We start from the raw sequence: 16,254 nt of genomic DNA, 5'->3' as shown, positions 1-16,254 counted from the left end.
CCAGGGTGCCGGCATGGCGGCCTCGCGCGTCCTCGCCCGGGAAGTGTGAGGAGTACGTGACCCGTCAGCTGTCACGCCGAGGCCGCGCGGACTGCCCGGGTCTGGCGCGGGGGCTTGTGGGCGGCTGGTCAGTGTTCTGTGACCTTGCCGCCTGTCACCTCCAGGCGGCGGGTGACGTGGACGGCGTCCAGCATGCGGCGGTCGTGGGTGACCAGCAGCAGCGTGCCGCGGTAGGAGTCGAGGGCCGATTCGAGCTGTTCGATGGCGGGCAGGTCGAGATGGTTGGTCGGCTCGTCGAGGACCAGGAGGTTGACGCCCCGGCCCTGGAGCAGCGCCAGGGCGGCCCGGGTGCGTTCGCCCGGGGAGAGCGTCGCGGCGGGGCGCAGCACATGCTCCGCCTTCAGGCCGAACTTTGCCAGCAGGGTGCGTACGTCGGCCGGTTCGGTGTCGTGGACGGCCATACGGAAGGCGTCCAGCAGCGACTCGGGGCCGTGGAACAGCGCGCGGGCCTGGTCCACCTCGCCGACCAGGACGCCCGAGCCCAGCGCGGCGTGCCCCGCGCTGAGCGGCACCCGGCCGAGCAGCGCGCCGAGCAGGGTGGACTTGCCCGCGCCGTTCGCGCCGGTCACCGCGATCCGGTCCGCCCAGTCGATCTGCAGCGTCACCGGGCCGAGGACGAAGTCTCCGCGGCGCACCTCCGCGTCCCTGAGCGTGGCGACCACGGCGCCGGAGCGGGGCGCGGCGGCGATCTCCATGCGCAGCTCCCACTCCTTGCGCGGCTCCTCGACGGTTTCCAGCCGTTCGATCATGCGCTGGGTCTGACGGGCCTTGGCGGCCTGCTTCTCGCTGGCCTCGCTGCGGAACTTGCGGCCGATCTTGTCGTTGTCGTTGCCCGCCTTGCGGCGCGCGTTGCGCACGCCCTTGTCCATCCAGGCGCGCTGTGTCTGGGCCCGCTCCTGGAGGGCCGCCTTCTTGTCGGCGTACTCCTCGTAGTCCTCCCGGGCGTGCCGCCGGGCCACCTCCCGCTCGTCCAGATAGGCCTCGTAGCCGCCGCCGTAGAGGTTGATCTGCCGTTGGGCGAGGTCGAGTTCGAGGACCTTGGTGACGGTGCGGGTGAGGAACTCACGGTCGTGGCTGACCACGACCGTGCCCGCGCGCAGTCCGGTCACGAAGCGTTCGAGACGTTCCAGGCCGTCGAGGTCGAGGTCGTTGGTGGGCTCGTCGAGCAGGAAGACGTCGTAGCGGGACAGCAGGAGCGAGGCGAGGCCGGCGCGGGCCGCCTGGCCGCCGGACAGCGAGGTCATCGGCTGGTCGGGGCCGACGGCCAGGCCGAGCGAGCTGGTGACCTCCTCGGCCCGCTCCTCCAGGTCCGCACCGCCGAGGCCGAGCCAGCGCTCCAGGGCGACGGCGTAGGCGTCGTCGGCGCCGGGCGCCCCGTCCACGAGCGCCTGGGTGGCCTCGTCCATCAGCCGCTGCGCCCGGGCGACGCCGGTGCGGCGGGCAAGGAACTCGCCCAGGGTCTCGCCGGGCCTGCGCTCGGGCTCCTGCGGCAGATGGCCGACGGTCGCGGTCGGCGGGGACAGCCGCAGTTCGCCCTGCTCGGGCCGGGTGAGCCCGGCGAGCAGCCGCAGCAGCGTGGACTTTCCGGCGCCGTTGGCGCCGACCAGCCCGATCACGTCCGCGGGCGCGACGACGAGGTCGAGGCCGGAGAAGAGCGAGCGGTCGCCGTGCCCGGCGGCGAGGTTCTTGGCGACGAGGGTGGCAGTCATCAGAGGGCGATCCTAGTCGTCCGGCGGTGTGCCGCTCAGCCGGGTTTGCCGTGGGTCACCGCCGCCACCAGCACTCCTCCTGCGGTGCGGGCCACGACGAAGGACTCCCCCTTCACCGCCCGGACATCCAGCGGGATGCGGTGCCGGCCGGGCTCCAGGACGCCGTCGAACACCTCCCGGGCGTGGCTGCGGTGGAGCCGGTCGAGCCGGTACGCGGTGAGGCTGACCCGGCACGACGAGGTGACCTCGATGCCCGCCTCGCCGTCGGCGGCGGCCAGCGCGGTGAGGCGGCGCCGTTCGCGCGGGCTGCGGTCCAGGGCGTGCTCGATCTGCGCGACGAGCAGGGGGACGATCGGGGCGAGGCCGTCGACGTAGGCCACGTCGACCCCGGCGCGCTCGAACGCCTCGCGCACGGCGGCGCGTTCGGGTTCGCCGACCGCCCGGCCGAAGGCGACGGCGCCGTAGCCGCGCAGCTCCTCGGCCGGTACGCCGGTGGCGTCGCGGGTGATGTCGGCGCCGATGCCGATGGTGCGCAGGGCGGCGGCCGGCTTGGCGAGGACGGCGACGCGGGCACCGATCAGCAGGACGCGTCGGCGGGGCGCGGCCGGGGGCGCGGTGTCGTCGAGGAGTGCGGCGAGGGCGGCGCGGTACCCGGGGCCGTGGAAGCGGAACGGGCCTATGCCGTGGTAGCCGTTGAATTCCAGGTCGGCGTGCTCGTCGGTCTGCCAGGCGAAGTCGCGCCAGACGTAGTCGTCGCCGTCACGCTCGATGACGGCGGTGACCGCTCCGCAGGCCAGGTCAGCGCACTCGGGGCAGCCGTAGACCACGTACCGGCCGCCGGGCAGCGGTGCCCCGGTCTCCAGCAGCAGGCCGCGCACCTGTGCGGTGAAGATCGCGGGCGGCACGTCGGAGGCCAGCGGCGAGACGGCGTCCAGATCGGAGAGCCGGAACAGCAGCGGACGTCCGTCGACGACGAAGTCCACGAAGTCCCGGTGAACCTGGTATCCGCCGTCGGCGAGGACGGCGCCCGCCCGCGTCGCCGGTGCCAGGGCGAAGGTCGCGTATGCGCCAGACATGCTGTGAGTATCCCCAGAGCGGGATGGATGTGCGCACGGCATGACATATTCCGCTCGGCTGCGCCATGCCGTGCCGTGCAGGCTCTATCGTCCCCGCGTGGAGCATCGGCTGAGTGACGAAGTGATCGTGGTCGGCGGCGGGGTCATCGGGCTGACGACGGCCGTGGTGCTGGCGGAGGCCGGCCGGCGGGTACGCGTGTGGACGCGGGACCCCGTCGGGCGGACGACCTCGGCGGTGGCCGGCGCGCTGTGGTGGCCGTACCGCATCGAGCCGGCGCCGCTGGTCGGCGACTGGGCGCTCACCTCCCTCGTGGTGTACGAGGAGTTGGCGCGGCGGCCGGAGCGGACGGGCGTACGCATGGTCGAGGGCGTACACCTCGGGGCGCGTTCGGACGAGTTGGGGGCCTGGGCCGGGCGGGTGCCGGGGCTGCGGGCCGCGGCCGGCGGCGACGGGGTACGGGCGCGGCTGCCGTTGATCGACATGCCGGCCCATCTGGAGTGGCTGCTGGAGCGGTTGACGGCGGCGGGCGGTCTTGTCGAGGAGCGGACGGTGTCGGACCTCGCCGCGGTTCCGGCCGCCGTCGTGGTCAACTGCACCGGGCTGGGCGCCCGTTCGCTGGTACCCGATCCGGCGGTGCGTCCGGTCCGCGGGCAGCTGGTCGTCGTGCAGAACCCGGGAATCACCACGTGGCTCACCTCGGTCGACGATGCCGCGGGCACCACGGCCTACGTCTTCCCGCAGCCGGGCGGGCTGATCCTGGGCGGCACCGCACAGGCGGACGCGTGGTCCCTGGAGCCGGACCCGCGGACCGCCGAGGAGATCGTCGCCCGGTGCGCGGCCCTCCTGCCGGAGATCGCCGGGGCGCGGGTGCTGGAGCACCGGGTGGGCCTGCGCCCGGCGCGGCCCGCGGTGCGGCTGGAGCACCGGCCGCTGCCGGACGGCCGTTCGCTGGTGCACAACTACGGGCACGGCGGGGCCGGGGTGACCGTGGCCTGGGGCTGCGCCCGGGAGGCGGCAGGGCTGGCCGATGCCTGAGACCGGGCCGGTTCCACCGGGGAACCGGCCGCCTGCTCGGCGAGGATCCCGAGGGCGACCTGGTGCGCGCGCTGCATGAGGAGCGGGGCGTCGCGCTCACCGCGATCCCGCAGCCCGCCCGGCACCGAGCGCGCGGTGCACCTGGTCGGCCCGGACGGCCGCCGCCTGTCCCGGTACGACACCAGCCGCGCACACGCCGCCGACCGGTCGAGGTGGTGGGTGTGCAGGCCGAGGGCGCTCAGGCCCAGCGCGACGAAGTCGCCGGTCTGTCCGGCCCGCGTGCGGATCCCGGAGTCGATCATGTAGTCGGCGTACGGAGCGGCAGTTCCGGGGACGTGGACGAAGGTGTCCGCTCCCGCGCCGCCCAGCACCAGCACGTCCGTCCGTGCGCTCATCCGCCGTCCTCCCCCTGGCCGTACACCGTCACAGCGCTGCCGCGCCCGGTCGATGACCCACCGTAGGCGCTGCCACTGACAGTGGCCGCAAGCCGCTACTTCGTGAGGTCGTCCAGCTCGCGGCCGGCCTGCCGGGGCACCCGGCGGCGCACCCCGAACCAGCCGGCGACCAGCAGGACGGCGATCACCGGGACGAGCAGCAGGGTCCTGCGGCCGACCTCGGGGTCGTTGGCCATCATGCCGAGGCAGGCCAGCAGGAAGGCGATGGTGGCGATCTCCGTGACGGGGCTGCCCTTCAGCCGGAAGGCGGGCCGGGTGACCAGGCCGGCCGCGGCCCGCCGGACGAAGACGAGATGGCAGACCATGATGATCACCCAGGTGCTGATGATGCCGAGCGAGGCGACGTTCAGCACGATCTCGAAGGCCTGGCTCGGCATCAGGTAGTTCAGTCCGACACCGAGGACGCACACCGCGCAGGTCAGCAGGATGCCGCCGTAGGGGACCTGGCTGCGGTTCATACGGGCGGTGAACCTCGGGGCGGAGCCCGCCATGGCCATGGAACGCAGGATACGGCCGGTCGAGTACAGGCCGGAGTTCAGCGAGGACATGGCGGCGGTCAGCACGACCAGGTTCATCACATCGCCGGCCGCGGGGACGCCGATCCGGGACAGGACCGTCACGAAGGGGCTCTGGTCGGCCGAATAGGCGGAGCCGGGCAGCAGCAGGGCCAGCAGCACGACCGAGCCGACGTAGAACAGGCCGACCCGCCACATGATCGAGTTCACCGCGCGCGGGACGACCCGCTCCGGCTCGGCGGTCTCCCCGGCCGCGACGCCGACCAGTTCCAGGGCGGCGTACGCGAAGATCACGCCCTGCATCACCAGGACGACCGGCATCAGGCCGTGCGGGAAGATCCCGCCGTGGTCGGCGATGACGCCCGGGCCCGGGGTGCTGCCGCCGACATCGTGCCGGGTGGCCAGCAGGAAGATGCCGATCAGCATGAAGCCGAGGAGGGTGGCGACCTTGACGATCGCGAACCAGAACTCCATCTCGCCGAAGATCTTCACCGAGATCAGGTTCACCGCGAGCACCACCGCCAGGGCGATCAGCGCGAGCAGCCACTGCGGGACGCCGGTGAACAGGCTCCAGTAGTGGGTGTAGAGCGCGATCGCGGTGATGTCGGCGATACCGGTCGTGGACCAGTTCAGGAAGTACATCCAGCCGGCGGCGTACGCGCCCTTCTCGCCGAGGAACTCACGGGCGTAGGAGACGAAGGACCCGGACGAGGGCCGGTACAGGACCAGCTCGCCGAGGGCCCGTACGACGAAGAAGGCGAAGACGCCGCAGACCAGATAGGCCAGGGCGAGGGCCGGTCCCGCGCTGTGCAGGCGGCCGCCGGCGCCGAGGAAGAGGCCGGTGCCGATGGCGCCGCCGATGGCGATCATGTTGACGTGGCGGTGCTTGAGGGCCTTGCTGTAGCCGGCGTCGCCCGCGTCCGCGGGGGTTCCGGTCGCCCGGGGTGGGGCGGCGACCTGTGCCGGTGCCACGGCGTCCTTGCTCACGGGTGGTTCCACTTTCTGGTGCGTCCGGGCGTGGGGTCCCGGGCTGGTACGGTCCCGGTCCGCGCCACCGTGGTGTCGCGGCACAGACCAAGGCAGCAGCTTCCCAGCGGGGCCGCCCGTCATGCGGTGGTTCACCTCACAGAGCGGTACTTCTCACACGAAAGGCCATACTTCCGCACAGGCCCGTCATCACCCGTGGGCCCGCCCGGCCGCCGGGTTTCACAGCGGTGGTGGGACAGCGATACTGCTGCGCATGACGACCGACGCCGAGGAGCCGGCCCTCACGATCGACGAGTTGGCCGCGCGGGCGGGCGTCACGGTTCGCACGGTCCGCTTCTACGGCACCAAGGGCCTGCTGCCGCCGCCGGTGATCGGCCCGCGCCGGGTGGGCCGCTACGGGCGCGGCCACCTCGCGCGGCTCGCGCTGATCGAGGAGTTGCGACTCCAGGGGCTGACGCTGGCCGCGATCGAGCGCTATCTGAGCCGACTGCCACCCGACCTGACCGCGCGGGACCTGGCCGTGCACCGCGCAGTGGTGTCCTCGTGGGGCCCGGACGCGCCGCACACCCTGACGCGCGCCGAGCTGCAGCGCCGGGCGGGGCGCCCGCTGGACGAGGCCGACCTGGAGCGGCTGACCGCGATGGACGTCGTCGAGCGGACCGATGATGCGTTCCGGGTCGATCTCGGGCTGCTGCGGCTCGGCGTCGAACTGCTCGACGTACCGCTGTCCCAGGAGGCCGTCCTCGCCGCGCGCGCCGTCCTGCTGGAGCATGCCCGCGCGGCGGCGCAGGAGATGTCGCGGCTGCTGCGCGGCGAGGTGGGGCAGCGGGATGCGCGGGACGTGCGCTCGCTGTCCGCGCACCTGCAGCCCCTGGTGGTCCAGGCCCTGCTGACGGCCTTCCAGCGGTCCTTGAAGGAGGAGCTGCGGGTGTGGCTCAGGGACGGGGAGACGGCAGGCCCGTCCTGATCCGCGGGCGGCCCTCCCCAAGGGCCGCCCGACGGCGGGGCCGCCGGCCTCAGCGGGCGTCGGTGAAGGTCTCGCCCTTCTCGGCCTTCTCGACCAGCAGGGCGGGCGGGGCGAACCGCTCGCCGTAGCGCTCGGCGAGTTCACGCGCGCGTGCCACGAAGCCGGGCAGCCCGGCGCCCGCCCCGGTGCCGCCGTCGTAGCCGTTGATGTACTGGAGCACGCCGCCGGTCCAGCCCGGGAAGCCGATCCCGAAGATCGAGCCGATGTTGGCGTCGGCGACGGAGGTCAGCACGCCCTCTTCGAGGAGCCGCACGGTGTCGAGCGCCTCGGCGAAGAGCATGCGTTCCTGCATGTCCGTGAACGGGATCCGGTGGCCGGGCCGGGTGAAGTGCTCCCGCAGCCCCGGCCACAGTCCGGTGCGCCTGCCGTCCCCGTCGTAGTCGTAGAAACCGGCGCCGCCGCCGCGGCCGGTGCGGCCGAACTCGTCGACCATGCGGTCGATGACGGCCTCGGCGGGGTGCGGAGTCCAGGTGCCGCCCGCCTCCTCGACGGCGCTCCTCGACTCGTTGCGGATCTTGCGGGGCAGGGTGAGGGTCAGCTCGTCCATGAGGGAGAGCACCTTCGCCGGGTAACCCGCCTGCGCCGCGGCCTGCTCGATCGACGCCGGCTCGATGCCCTCGCCCACCATGGCCACGCCTTCGTTGATGAAGTGACCGATGACGCGGGAGGTGAAGAAGCCCCGCGAGTCGTTCACGACGATCGGCGTCTTCTTGATCTGCCGGACCAGGTCGAAGGCGCGCGCAAGCGCCTCGTCGCCGGAGCGCTCGCCCTTGATGATCTCGACCAGCGGCATCTTGTCGACCGGGGAGAAGAAGTGCAGTCCGATGAAGTCGGCTTGGCGCTCGACGCCCTCGGCGAGCGCGGTGATCGGCAGGGTGGAGGTGTTGGAGCACAGCAGCGCGTCGGGGGCGACGACGTCCTCGATCTCCTGGAACACCTTGTGCTTGAGCGCGGGGTCCTCGAAGACGGCCTCGATGACCGCGTCGCAGCCCGCCAGGTCCTGGGTGTCGCCGGTGGGGGTGATGCCGGCGAGCAGCGCGTCCGCCTTCTCCTTGGTGGTGCGGCCCTTGGCGACGGCCTTGGCACACAGCTTCTCGCAGTGGGCCTTGCCCTTGAGGGCGGCCTTGAGGGAGACGTCCTTGAGGACGACGTCGATGCCCGCGCGTGCGCACGCGTAGGCGATGCCGGCGCCCATCATCCCGGCGCCGAGTACGGCGACCCTGCGCACCGCGCGGGAGTCGACGCCCTGGGGGCGGTTGGCGCCGGAGTTGACGGCCTGGAGGTCGAAGAAGAACGCCTGGATCATGTTCTTCGAGGTCTGTCCTGCGGCCAGCTCCACGAAGTAGCGGGCCTCGATGACCTCGGCGGTCTCGAAATCGACCTGGGATCCCTCCACGGCCGCGGCGAGGATGCGGCGCGGCGCCGGGTAGGGGGCGCCCGCGGTCTGCTTGCGCAGTGTGGCCGGGAAGGCGGGCAGGTTGGCGGCGAACTTCGGGTTCGCCGGGGTGCCGCCCGGGATGCGGTAGCCGGGCAGGTCCCAGGGCTGCCGGGACTCGGGATGGGCGTCGATGAAGGCGCGGGCCTTGGCGAGCAGGTCCTCGGGGGTGTCGGCGACGTCGTGGACGAGGCCGTTGTCCTGGGCGCGGCGCGCGGTGTACTGGGTGCCCTGGAGCAGCACCTTCAGCAGGGCGTCGGCGATGCCCAGCAGGCGCACGGTGCGGACGACGCCGCCGCCTCCGGGGAGCAGCCCGAGGGTGACCTCGGGGCAGCCGATCTTGGTGCCGGGGGTGTCGAGGGCGATCCGGTGGTGGCAGGCCAGGGCCAGTTCGTAGCCGCCGCCCAGGGCCGCGCCGTTGACCGCGGCGACCACCGGCTTGCCCAGGGTCTCGATGCGCCGCAGATGACGTTTGACGGCGAGGCCGGCGTCGAACAGGTCCTGCGCGGTCTCGGGCGTGACCCGGATCAGGTCGCGCAGGTCGCCGCCGGCGAAGAAGGTCTTCTTGGCGGAGGTGACGATGATGCCGCGCAGGGAGTCCCGTTCGGCCTCCAGCCGGTCGGTGATCGCGGCGAGGGAGTCGCGGAACGCCTGGTTCATGGTGTTCGCGGACTGGTTCGGGTCGTCGAGGACGAGGGTGACGACGCCGGTGTCGTCCTGCTCCCAGCGGATGGCGGTGCTCTCGGTCATGTGAGGGGTCTCCGTAGAAGTCTCGTGATCCGCAGGGTGGTCAGACGCGCTCGACGACGGTGGCGATGCCCATGCCGCCGCCCACGCACAGCGTGGCGAGGCCGTACCGCTTGTCCTGCCGTTCCAGTTCGTCGACGAGGGTGCCGAGGATCATGGCGCCGGTGGCGCCGAGCGGGTGACCGAGGGCGATGGCGCCGCCGTTGACGTTGACCTTGTCCAGGGCGATGCCCATGTCCTTGACGAACCGCAGGACGACGGCCGCGAACGCCTCGTTGATCTCGACGAGGTCGATGTCGTCGATGGTCATCCCGGCCCTGGCGAGGGCCTTGCGGGTGGCGGGCGCGGGCCCGGTGAGCATGATCGTGGGCTCGGAACCGGAGACGGCGGCGGAGACGATCCGCGCGCGCGGGGTGAGCCCGTGGCGCTCGCCGGCCTCGCGGGAGCCGATCGCGACCAGGGCGGCGCCGTCGACGATGCCGGAGGAGTTGCCCGCGTGGTGGACGTGGTCGATCTTCTCCACCCAGTGGTACTTCTGCAGGGCCACGGCGTCGAACCCGCCCAGCTCGCCGATGTCGGCGAACGACGGCTTCAGCTTGGCCAGCGAGTCCGCGGTGGTACCGGGGCGCGGGTGCTCGTCGTGGTCGAGGACGACGAGTCCCCCGCGGTCCCTGACCGGGACGACGGAGCGAGCAAAGCGGCCCTCCTTCCAGGCGGTGGCCGCGCGTTCCTGGGAGAGCGCGGCGTACTCGTCGACGTCGCGCCGGGTGAAGCCCTCCATGGTGGCGATCAGGTCGGCGCCGATGCCCTGCGGCACGAAGTTGACCGCGAGGTTGGTCATCGGGTCGTTGAACCAGGCGCCGCCGTCGGAGGCCATCGGCACCCGGGACATCGACTCGACGCCGCCGGCGAGCACCAGGTCCTCCCAGCCGGAACGCACCTTCGCGGCGGCCAGGTTGACGGCTTCGAGCCCGGAAGCGCAGAAGCGGTTCTCCTGGACGCCCGCCACCGTGTCCGGCAGCCCGGCCGCGATCGCGGCGATGCGGGCGATGTCCGAACCCTGGTCGCCGACCGGGCCGACGACGCCGAGCACGATGTCGTCGATGGCCGCGGGGTCGAGGCCGGGGAAGCGGGCGCGGATCTCGTGGATGAGGCCGACCACGAGATCGATGGGCTTCGTGCCGTGCAGGGCGCCGTTCGCCTTGCCGCGACCGCGCGGGGTGCGGATCGCGTCGTACACGTACGCTTCGGTGCTCACTGGCAAGCCTTTCCACGAGGGTTTCACAGCGATGGGGTGATCGGGGCGGCCAGGGGGTCACGGCCGGTCCTCGGCTCGCTCGCCCGGGTACGCCGGGCCCGGCACGCGGTCGAGGGGGAACGGCGGTTCCATCATCCGTCGTCCGCGGCGGGGTCGCAGAGCAGGCCCGGCACGTCCCAGTCGCGGGCCACGTCCGCGGTGCCGGTGCCGGGCAGCGCGGGGGCGGTGCGGACGGCGGTGGGGGTCGCGGAGAACCTGGGTGCCGGGGCCGGTTGGGTGAGGCCGGCATGCTCGGTGAAGGTGCCCCGGGCGGCCAGGTGCGGATGGCGGGGGGCCTCGCGCAGCGACAGGACGGGCGCCACGCACGCGTCGGAGCCCTCGAAGACGGCCGTCCAGGCGTCGCGGGTACGGGACTTGAAGCGGGTGGCGATCCGCTCGCGCAGCTCGCCCCACCGGGTCGGGTCCGTGCGGGCCGGGATCAGATCGTCGAGGCCGAGCAGCCGCAGGAACTCCTCGTAGAACCGCCGTTCCAGGGCGCCGACCGCCATGTACCCGCCGTCGGCGGTCTCGTAGGTGCCGTAGTACGGGCAGCCGCCGTCCAGCAGGTTGGCGGCGCGGCGGTCCTGCCAGCCCCCGGCGGCGAGCATGCCGTGGATCATGGCGGTGAGGTGGGCGGTGCCGTCGACGATGGCCGCGTCGATGACCTGGCCGGCGCCGCTCACGCGCGCGTGGTGGAGCGCGGCGAGCACGCCGACGACCAGGTAGAGGGAGCCGCCCGCGTAGTCGCCGACCAGGTTGGCGGGAACGGCCGGGGGCCGGTCCGGCTGCCCGATCATGCCGAGGGCGCCGGTGACGGCGATGTACGCCACGTCGTGGCCGGCCCGTAGGGCGAGCGGGCCCTGCTGTCCCCAGCCGGTCATCCGGCCGTAGACGAGCCGTGGATTGCGGGCGTGGCAGTCCTCGGGGCCGACGCCGAGCCGCTCGGCGACGCCCGGACGATAGCCCTCGATCAGGATGTCCGCCCGTTCGGCCAGGTCGAGGACGCGGGCCGGGCCGCCGGCGGCCTTCAGGTCGACGATCACCGAGCGCTTGTTGCGGTTGGTGACGTCGTGGGCCGGGTCGACGGCGAGACCGGGGCCGTCGGGCCGGTCCACACGGACGACGTCGGCGCCCAGGTCGGCGAGGAGCATGGCGGCGAACGGGCCGGGGCCGATGCCGGCCAGTTCCACCACGCGCACGCCCGTGAGCGGGCCTGCTCCCCGCGTCGGTGTCCCTGCCGTCGTCATGGGCGGCCCCCAGTGGATATGACACAACCGATGTAACACCAGCGATGCTAGGAACACGCCCTACCCGGCACAAGACCGAAAGAGCAAGCGCTTGGCCACATTACGCGCTCACAGGGCCCACCGCAGCAGGGTGTAGATCATTGCGGCGGTCCAGGCGAGTCCCGCCAGGACGGCGAGGGCCAGCACGAGCGCGGCGGAACGACCGTTGGGGCCGGGGCGTCGCGCCACGGTGCGCGGGCGGGAGTGTGTCGTCATACGGACCAGCCTGCTGGTGCGGCGCCGCCGCCACATCCGTACATGTACTCAGACGACGTACCGGCATTCGAGACTTTCCGGGGCCGTGCCGCGCTCCGTCTCGCCGCCCTCGGACCCGAAGACGGCTCGGTCGTCTACGAACTGCGGGTGGCGCGAGGCCGCACAGTGGCGGTTCGTCGCCTCCTGAAGCGCTCGGCGGCACAGGGCGTCCGCGCGGCGCGTCGTCTCCGGGAGCCGGTGGCGCGGGGTGAGCGCGAGCGTGTGGGCGCAGGCGTTGTCGAGGCTCACCCGGTGGCCGACGGAGACGAAGACCGGTTTGACGGCGTCCCGGGTGCGCAGCGCGCGGCCGACCTCCTCGCCGCCCGCACGGAGCGGCGAGGTGCTGCCGCGCTCGCCCGCCGGGGCGTCGTAGGTGAAGGTGAACGGGTTCTTGGCGACGCCGATCGTGGGCAGGCCGGTGAGCACGCCCAGATGACAGGCGAGCCCGAAGCGGCGCGGGTGGGCCAGCCCGTAGCCGTCGCAGACGACCAGACCCGGAGGTCCGGGCAGCGTGTCGAGAGCGGCCAGCACGGTGGGGATCTCGCGGAAGGCGAGCAGTCCTGGCACGTACGGGCAGGCGACCTTGCCGACGGCGGTCGCCTCGGCGAGTACGTCCAGGGTGGCCGCGTCGAGCGTGACGGCCGCCGCGGCGACGAGGTCGCGCTCGTCGTCGTAGGCGACGTCGACCCCGGTGACCCGGCCGGTCCCGGGCGGCGGCCCGGGCTCGTCCAGCACCACCCGCCCGCGCAGTGCGTCCTGCACGGCGCGGGCCTCCTCCTCGGTCGCGGGCCGGCCCCCGGGCATCGGTACGGTCGTCATAGTGGCCACGAGCGTACGTGTGCCCCCGGGCCGCCCTCACCACGCTCCGACCCCGTAGTGCCGTAGGAGCCGGTGCCGACGGTCCAGCAGATGCGGCCCGCGTCGGTCGTCGGGTCGGCGCGTGGGCGGAACGTGGGTGCATGAAAGCGGTGACAGAGGTCACTCGGATTATCTGTGCACGCATGAGGCCGTTCCGTCGTCTCTTCCAGTGCCAGGTCTCGTCCACCCGGACGTTCGTCCAGCCGTCACGAGGGAGCAAGGCGTTGTCCATCGTCATCGAGCACTCCGTACAGGCCCGTCTCGTCGCCGCGGCCCCGCGCATGCCCAGCATTCCCGCCACGCTGCACTACGACCGGCGCGACCCGTTCGCCATCCGCATGTCGTTCCCCGCCCCGGCCACCCTGGAGGGGGTGGAGGTCTGCTGGACGTTCGCCCGCGACCTCCTCACGGCCGGCCTGCACGGTCCGCAGGGGCACGGGGACGTACGCGTGCGGCCGTACGGGTACGACCGGACCGTCCTGGAGTTCCACGCCCCCGAGGGCACGGCCGTCGTGCACGTCCACTCCGCCGAGATCCGCCGGTTCCTCGACGCCACCAGCGAGTTGGTGCCGCTCGGCCTTGAGCACCTCCAGTTCGATCTCGACCACGATCTGGCCGAGCTGATGCGGGGCGCCTGACGGCCGCCGCCGCGCGCCGGCACAGCGGCGCGTCGGTGAGTGAGCGCGTTTAATCGCGTTGACAGCCTTCTGGCCCCCTCGTAGCGTTTCCCGCGGTTTCTGTTGCCGTCGACAGGAGAAGGACGTTGCTCGTCTGAGGTCCTGAGTCACCGCGTTCCACACCTGAGGTGTGGACGTGGCGTGCGACCTCGGCGTCCGAGCCGTCCCCCGGCACAGGGCCGTTCCACGGCCCCGGTCCCCCGGTTGCCGCCCCGCGGTGCCTCGACACGCGTGTGCCCCGACCGCACCGAACAACCGCGAGGCTCCATGTCACCGTCCCTCACCTGCACCTCCCTGTCCTTCGCCTGGCCCGACGGCACGCCCGTCCTCAACGGCCTCGACCTCTCCTTCGGCCCCGGCCGGACCGGGCTCGTCGGCGTCAACGGATCAGGCAAGTCGACCCTGTTGAAGCTGATCGCCGGGGAGCTGACCCCGTCGGCCGGCACCGTCCGGGTGACGGGCGAGATCGGCTACCTCCCGCAGAACGTCACGCTCGACACCGCGCTCCGCGTCGACGAGGCGCTGGGCATCGCCGCCCGCCGGGCCGCGCTGCACGCCATCGAGGCCGGCAACACGACCGAGGGGCACTTCGAAACGCTCGGCGACGACTGGGACGTCGAGGAGCACGCGCTCGCCACCCTGGGCGAACTCGGCCTCGGCCACATCGGTCTTGACCGCACCGTCGGCGAGGTCTCCGGCGGCGAGTCGGTGCTGCTGCGGCTGGCCTCGCTGCTGCTCGGCCGCCCGGACGTGCTGCTGCTCGACGAGCCCACCAACAACCTCGACCTGTACGCGCGCCGACGGCTGCACGCGGCCGTCGCGTCCTGGCCGGGCGTGCTGGTCGTGGTCAGCCACGACCGCGAACTCCTCGACCTGGTAGACCAGATCGCCGACCTGCGGGCCGGACGGGTCACCTGGTACGGCGGCGCCTTCTCGGTGTACGAGGAAGCCCTCGCCGCCGAGCAGGAGGCCGCCGAGCGCATGGTGCGGGTCGCGGAGGCCGACGTGCGCAGGCAGCGGCGCGAGTTGTCCGACGCCCAGATGAAGCTGGCCCGCCGCAAGCGGTACGGGCAGAAGATGTTCGAGCAGAAACGCGAGCCGAAGATCGTCATGGGGGCGCGCAAGCGGGCCGCCCAGGAGTCCGCGGGCAAGCACCGCATCCTGCACGAGGAACGGCTGGCCGAGGCCAGGGACCGGCTCGGCGAGGCGGTGGACGCCGTACGCGACGACGCCGAGATCCGCGTCGACCTGCCGTACACGGCCGTCCCGCCGGGCCGGGACGTCCTCACCCTGCGGGACCTGGAGCTGACGTACGGAGCACGTGTCGGCGCCGTCCTCGACGTGCGCGGGCCGGAGCGGATCGCGCTGCTCGGACGCAACGGCGCGGGCAAGACGACGCTGCTGCGCACCATCGCCGGGCAGCTGGCCCCGGTGGCGGGCGAGGCGACGGCGCATGTCCCGCTGCGCTTCCTGCCACAGCGGCTCGACGTCCTCGACGGTGAGCTGACCGTCGCCGAGAACGTGGCCCGGTACGCGCCGGGCGCCACCCGCAACCGGATCCGGGCCCGCCTCGCCCGGTTCCTGTTCCGCGGCGCCCGAGCCGACCGGAAGGCGGCCACCCTGTCCGGCGGGGAACGCTTCCGGGCCGCGCTGGCCGCGCTGCTGCTGGCGGAGCCCGCACCGCAGCTGCTCATGCTGGACGAGCCGACGAACAACCTGGACATGGCGAGCGTGCGACAGCTGACCACCGCCCTGGAGTCGTACGAGGGTGCCCTGCTGGTGGCCAGTCATGACGTGCCGTTCCTGAAGTCGGCCGGCATCACCCGCTGGCTGCTCCTGGAGGACGGTGAACTCCGGGAGATCACACCGGAGGCCGTCGGGTGACCCACAGGGGTGTCGGCCGGGCCGCCCCGTCCTGCATCATGGCGGACCGGCGCCGCATGATGGAGACCGAACACCGCCCCGCCGATACGGAGACCGGCCGTGCCCAGCAAGAAGGCCCTCGTCCGCCGCCCCGGCCCGCGCCTCGCCGAAGGTCTGGTGACGCACATCGAGCGCGCGACGGTCGACGTGGGGCTCGCCGTGGAGCAGTGGGAAGCGTACGTCGGGACGCTGCGCGCGCACGGCTGGGAGACGATCGAGGTGGACCCGGCCGACGACTGCCCGGACTCCGTGTTCGTCGAGGACACCGATGTACCGGAACGTGGCGCTGATCGCCCGGCCCGGCGCCCAGTCACGGCGCGCCGAGACCTTCGGCGTGGAGGAGGCCGTGGCCCGCCTCGGCTGTTCGGTGAACTGGATCTGGGAACCCGGCACCCTGGACGGCGGGGACGTCCTCAAGGTCGGCGACACGGTCCACGTCGGCCGGGGCGGACGCACCAACGCCGCCGGGGTGCAGCAACTGCGGGCCGCCTTCGAGCCGTTGGGTGCGCGGGTGGTCGCCGTTCCGGTGCGCCGGGTGCTGCATCTGAAGTCGGCGGTGACCGCTCTGCCCGACGGCACGGTGCTCGGGCACATTCCGCACGTGGACCGGCCCTCGCTCTTCCCGGGCTTCCCGGGCTTCCTGGCGGTGCCCGAGGAGTCCGGAGCGCATGTGGTGCTGCTCGGCGGGGGCAAGCTGCTGATGGCGTCGAGCGCGCCGAAGACCCGGGAGCGCCCTGTACCGCGCCGGCTCCGGGATCCTTGGATACCCGGGGCCTTTTCGTTGTCCCCCCTTTGCCCATGCACGCGCCTGAGCAGCGCTCTTTACGGCGCGCTTAACCTACGGTTTCGTAACCTACGGTCTCGTAGCCTACGATCACGTAGGTTTCCGGCACCGCTCGCCGGGTCGAGCC

General features: G+C 72.7%; 11 protein-coding genes and 4 pseudogenes. 6 read left to right on the top strand and 9 right to left on the bottom strand.

Annotation, left to right across the window (positions count from 1 at the left end; genetic code table 11):
- Positions 1-128: 128 nt before the first annotated feature.
- Together ACFYTE_RS37615 and ACFYTE_RS37610 are read right to left on the bottom strand one after the other, a co-directional pair.
- Positions 129-1,769, bottom strand: coding sequence for an ABC-F family ATP-binding cassette domain-containing protein (locus ACFYTE_RS37615; protein WP_388720590.1), 1,641 nt, complete (start codon positions 1,767-1,769; stop codon positions 129-131).
- Positions 1,770-1,804: 35 nt separating this feature from the next.
- Positions 1,805-2,845, bottom strand: a complete 1,041-nt coding sequence (locus ACFYTE_RS37610) for an oxidoreductase (RefSeq protein WP_388720587.1) — start codon at positions 2,843-2,845, stop codon at positions 1,805-1,807.
- A gap of 121 nt (positions 2,846-2,966) precedes the next feature.
- Between ACFYTE_RS37610 and ACFYTE_RS37605 the strand changes: the two genes are divergently transcribed.
- Together ACFYTE_RS37605 and ACFYTE_RS37600 are read left to right on the top strand one after the other, a co-directional pair.
- A complete protein-coding gene (locus ACFYTE_RS37605; protein ID WP_388720660.1) occupies positions 2,967-3,881 on the top strand; it encodes an FAD-dependent oxidoreductase in 915 nt (304 codons plus the stop codon).
- Between the two features lie 32 nt (positions 3,882-3,913).
- Positions 3,914-4,088: pseudogene (locus ACFYTE_RS37600) on the top strand (adenosine kinase); the annotation flags it as partial.
- Here ACFYTE_RS37600 and ACFYTE_RS37595 read toward each other — a convergent pair.
- Both ACFYTE_RS37595 and ACFYTE_RS37590 read right to left on the bottom strand, forming a co-directional pair.
- A pseudogene (locus ACFYTE_RS37595) lies at positions 4,088-4,276 on the bottom strand (adenosine kinase); the annotation flags it as partial. The pseudogenes ACFYTE_RS37600 and ACFYTE_RS37595 overlap by 1 nt on opposite strands.
- A gap of 95 nt (positions 4,277-4,371) precedes the next feature.
- Positions 4,372-5,838 (bottom strand): amino acid permease, encoded by a 1,467-nt coding sequence (locus tag ACFYTE_RS37590; protein ID WP_388720584.1) that lies wholly within the window; start codon positions 5,836-5,838, stop codon positions 4,372-4,374.
- A gap of 253 nt (positions 5,839-6,091) precedes the next feature.
- On the opposite strand from ACFYTE_RS37590, the gene ACFYTE_RS37585 reads away from it, so the two are divergent.
- Positions 6,092-6,805 (top strand): MerR family transcriptional regulator, encoded by a 714-nt coding sequence (locus ACFYTE_RS37585; protein WP_388720581.1) that lies wholly within the window; start codon positions 6,092-6,094, stop codon positions 6,803-6,805.
- 49 nt (positions 6,806-6,854) lie between these two features.
- Here the strand turns inward: ACFYTE_RS37585 and ACFYTE_RS37580 are convergent, their stop codons facing one another.
- The 5 genes and pseudogenes from ACFYTE_RS37580 to ACFYTE_RS37560 all read right to left on the bottom strand — a co-directional run.
- On the bottom strand, positions 6,855-9,050 hold the full coding sequence (locus tag ACFYTE_RS37580) for a 3-hydroxyacyl-CoA dehydrogenase NAD-binding domain-containing protein (RefSeq protein WP_388720578.1): 2,196 nt from the start codon (positions 9,048-9,050) through the stop codon (positions 6,855-6,857).
- Between the two features lie 40 nt (positions 9,051-9,090).
- Complete coding sequence (locus ACFYTE_RS37575; protein ID WP_388720575.1) at positions 9,091-10,305, bottom strand: acetyl-CoA C-acetyltransferase; 1,215 nt, start codon at positions 10,303-10,305, stop codon at positions 9,091-9,093.
- Between the two features lie 131 nt (positions 10,306-10,436).
- Positions 10,437-11,591, bottom strand: a complete 1,155-nt coding sequence (locus ACFYTE_RS37570) for a CaiB/BaiF CoA transferase family protein (RefSeq protein WP_388720572.1) — start codon at positions 11,589-11,591, stop codon at positions 10,437-10,439.
- Positions 11,592-11,699: 108 nt separating this feature from the next.
- Entirely contained in the window at positions 11,700-11,846 is a 147-nt protein-coding gene (mmpA, locus tag ACFYTE_RS37565) for a morphogenic membrane protein MmpA (RefSeq protein ID WP_388720569.1), read from the bottom strand.
- A 174-nt stretch (positions 11,847-12,020) separates the two neighbouring features.
- Positions 12,021-12,704 (bottom strand): annotated as a pseudogene (locus ACFYTE_RS37560) (endonuclease V); the annotation flags it as partial.
- A gap of 263 nt (positions 12,705-12,967) precedes the next feature.
- Here ACFYTE_RS37560 and ACFYTE_RS37555 point away from each other — a divergent pair.
- The 3 genes and pseudogenes from ACFYTE_RS37555 to ddaH form a co-directional block, all read left to right on the top strand.
- Positions 12,968-13,381 carry an SsgA family sporulation/cell division regulator gene (locus ACFYTE_RS37555; protein ID WP_388720658.1) on the top strand — a complete coding sequence of 138 codons (414 nt, stop codon included), beginning with the start codon at positions 12,968-12,970 and terminating at the stop codon, positions 13,379-13,381.
- A gap of 306 nt (positions 13,382-13,687) precedes the next feature.
- Positions 13,688-15,304: an ABC-F family ATP-binding cassette domain-containing protein gene (locus ACFYTE_RS37550; RefSeq protein ID WP_388720567.1), complete on the top strand. Its 1,617-nt coding sequence runs from the start codon at positions 13,688-13,690 to the stop codon at positions 15,302-15,304.
- A gap of 99 nt (positions 15,305-15,403) precedes the next feature.
- Positions 15,404-16,073: pseudogene (gene ddaH, locus ACFYTE_RS37545) on the top strand (dimethylargininase); the annotation flags it as partial.
- Positions 16,074-16,254 lie beyond the last annotated feature (181 nt).

Source organism: Streptomyces sp. NPDC004629, from assembly GCF_042873595.1.
Classification (GTDB): domain Bacteria; phylum Actinomycetota; class Actinomycetes; order Streptomycetales; family Streptomycetaceae; genus Streptomyces.
Note: the sequence above shows the minus strand (reverse complement) of the source record. Positions and strands in the feature narration are given on the sequence as shown.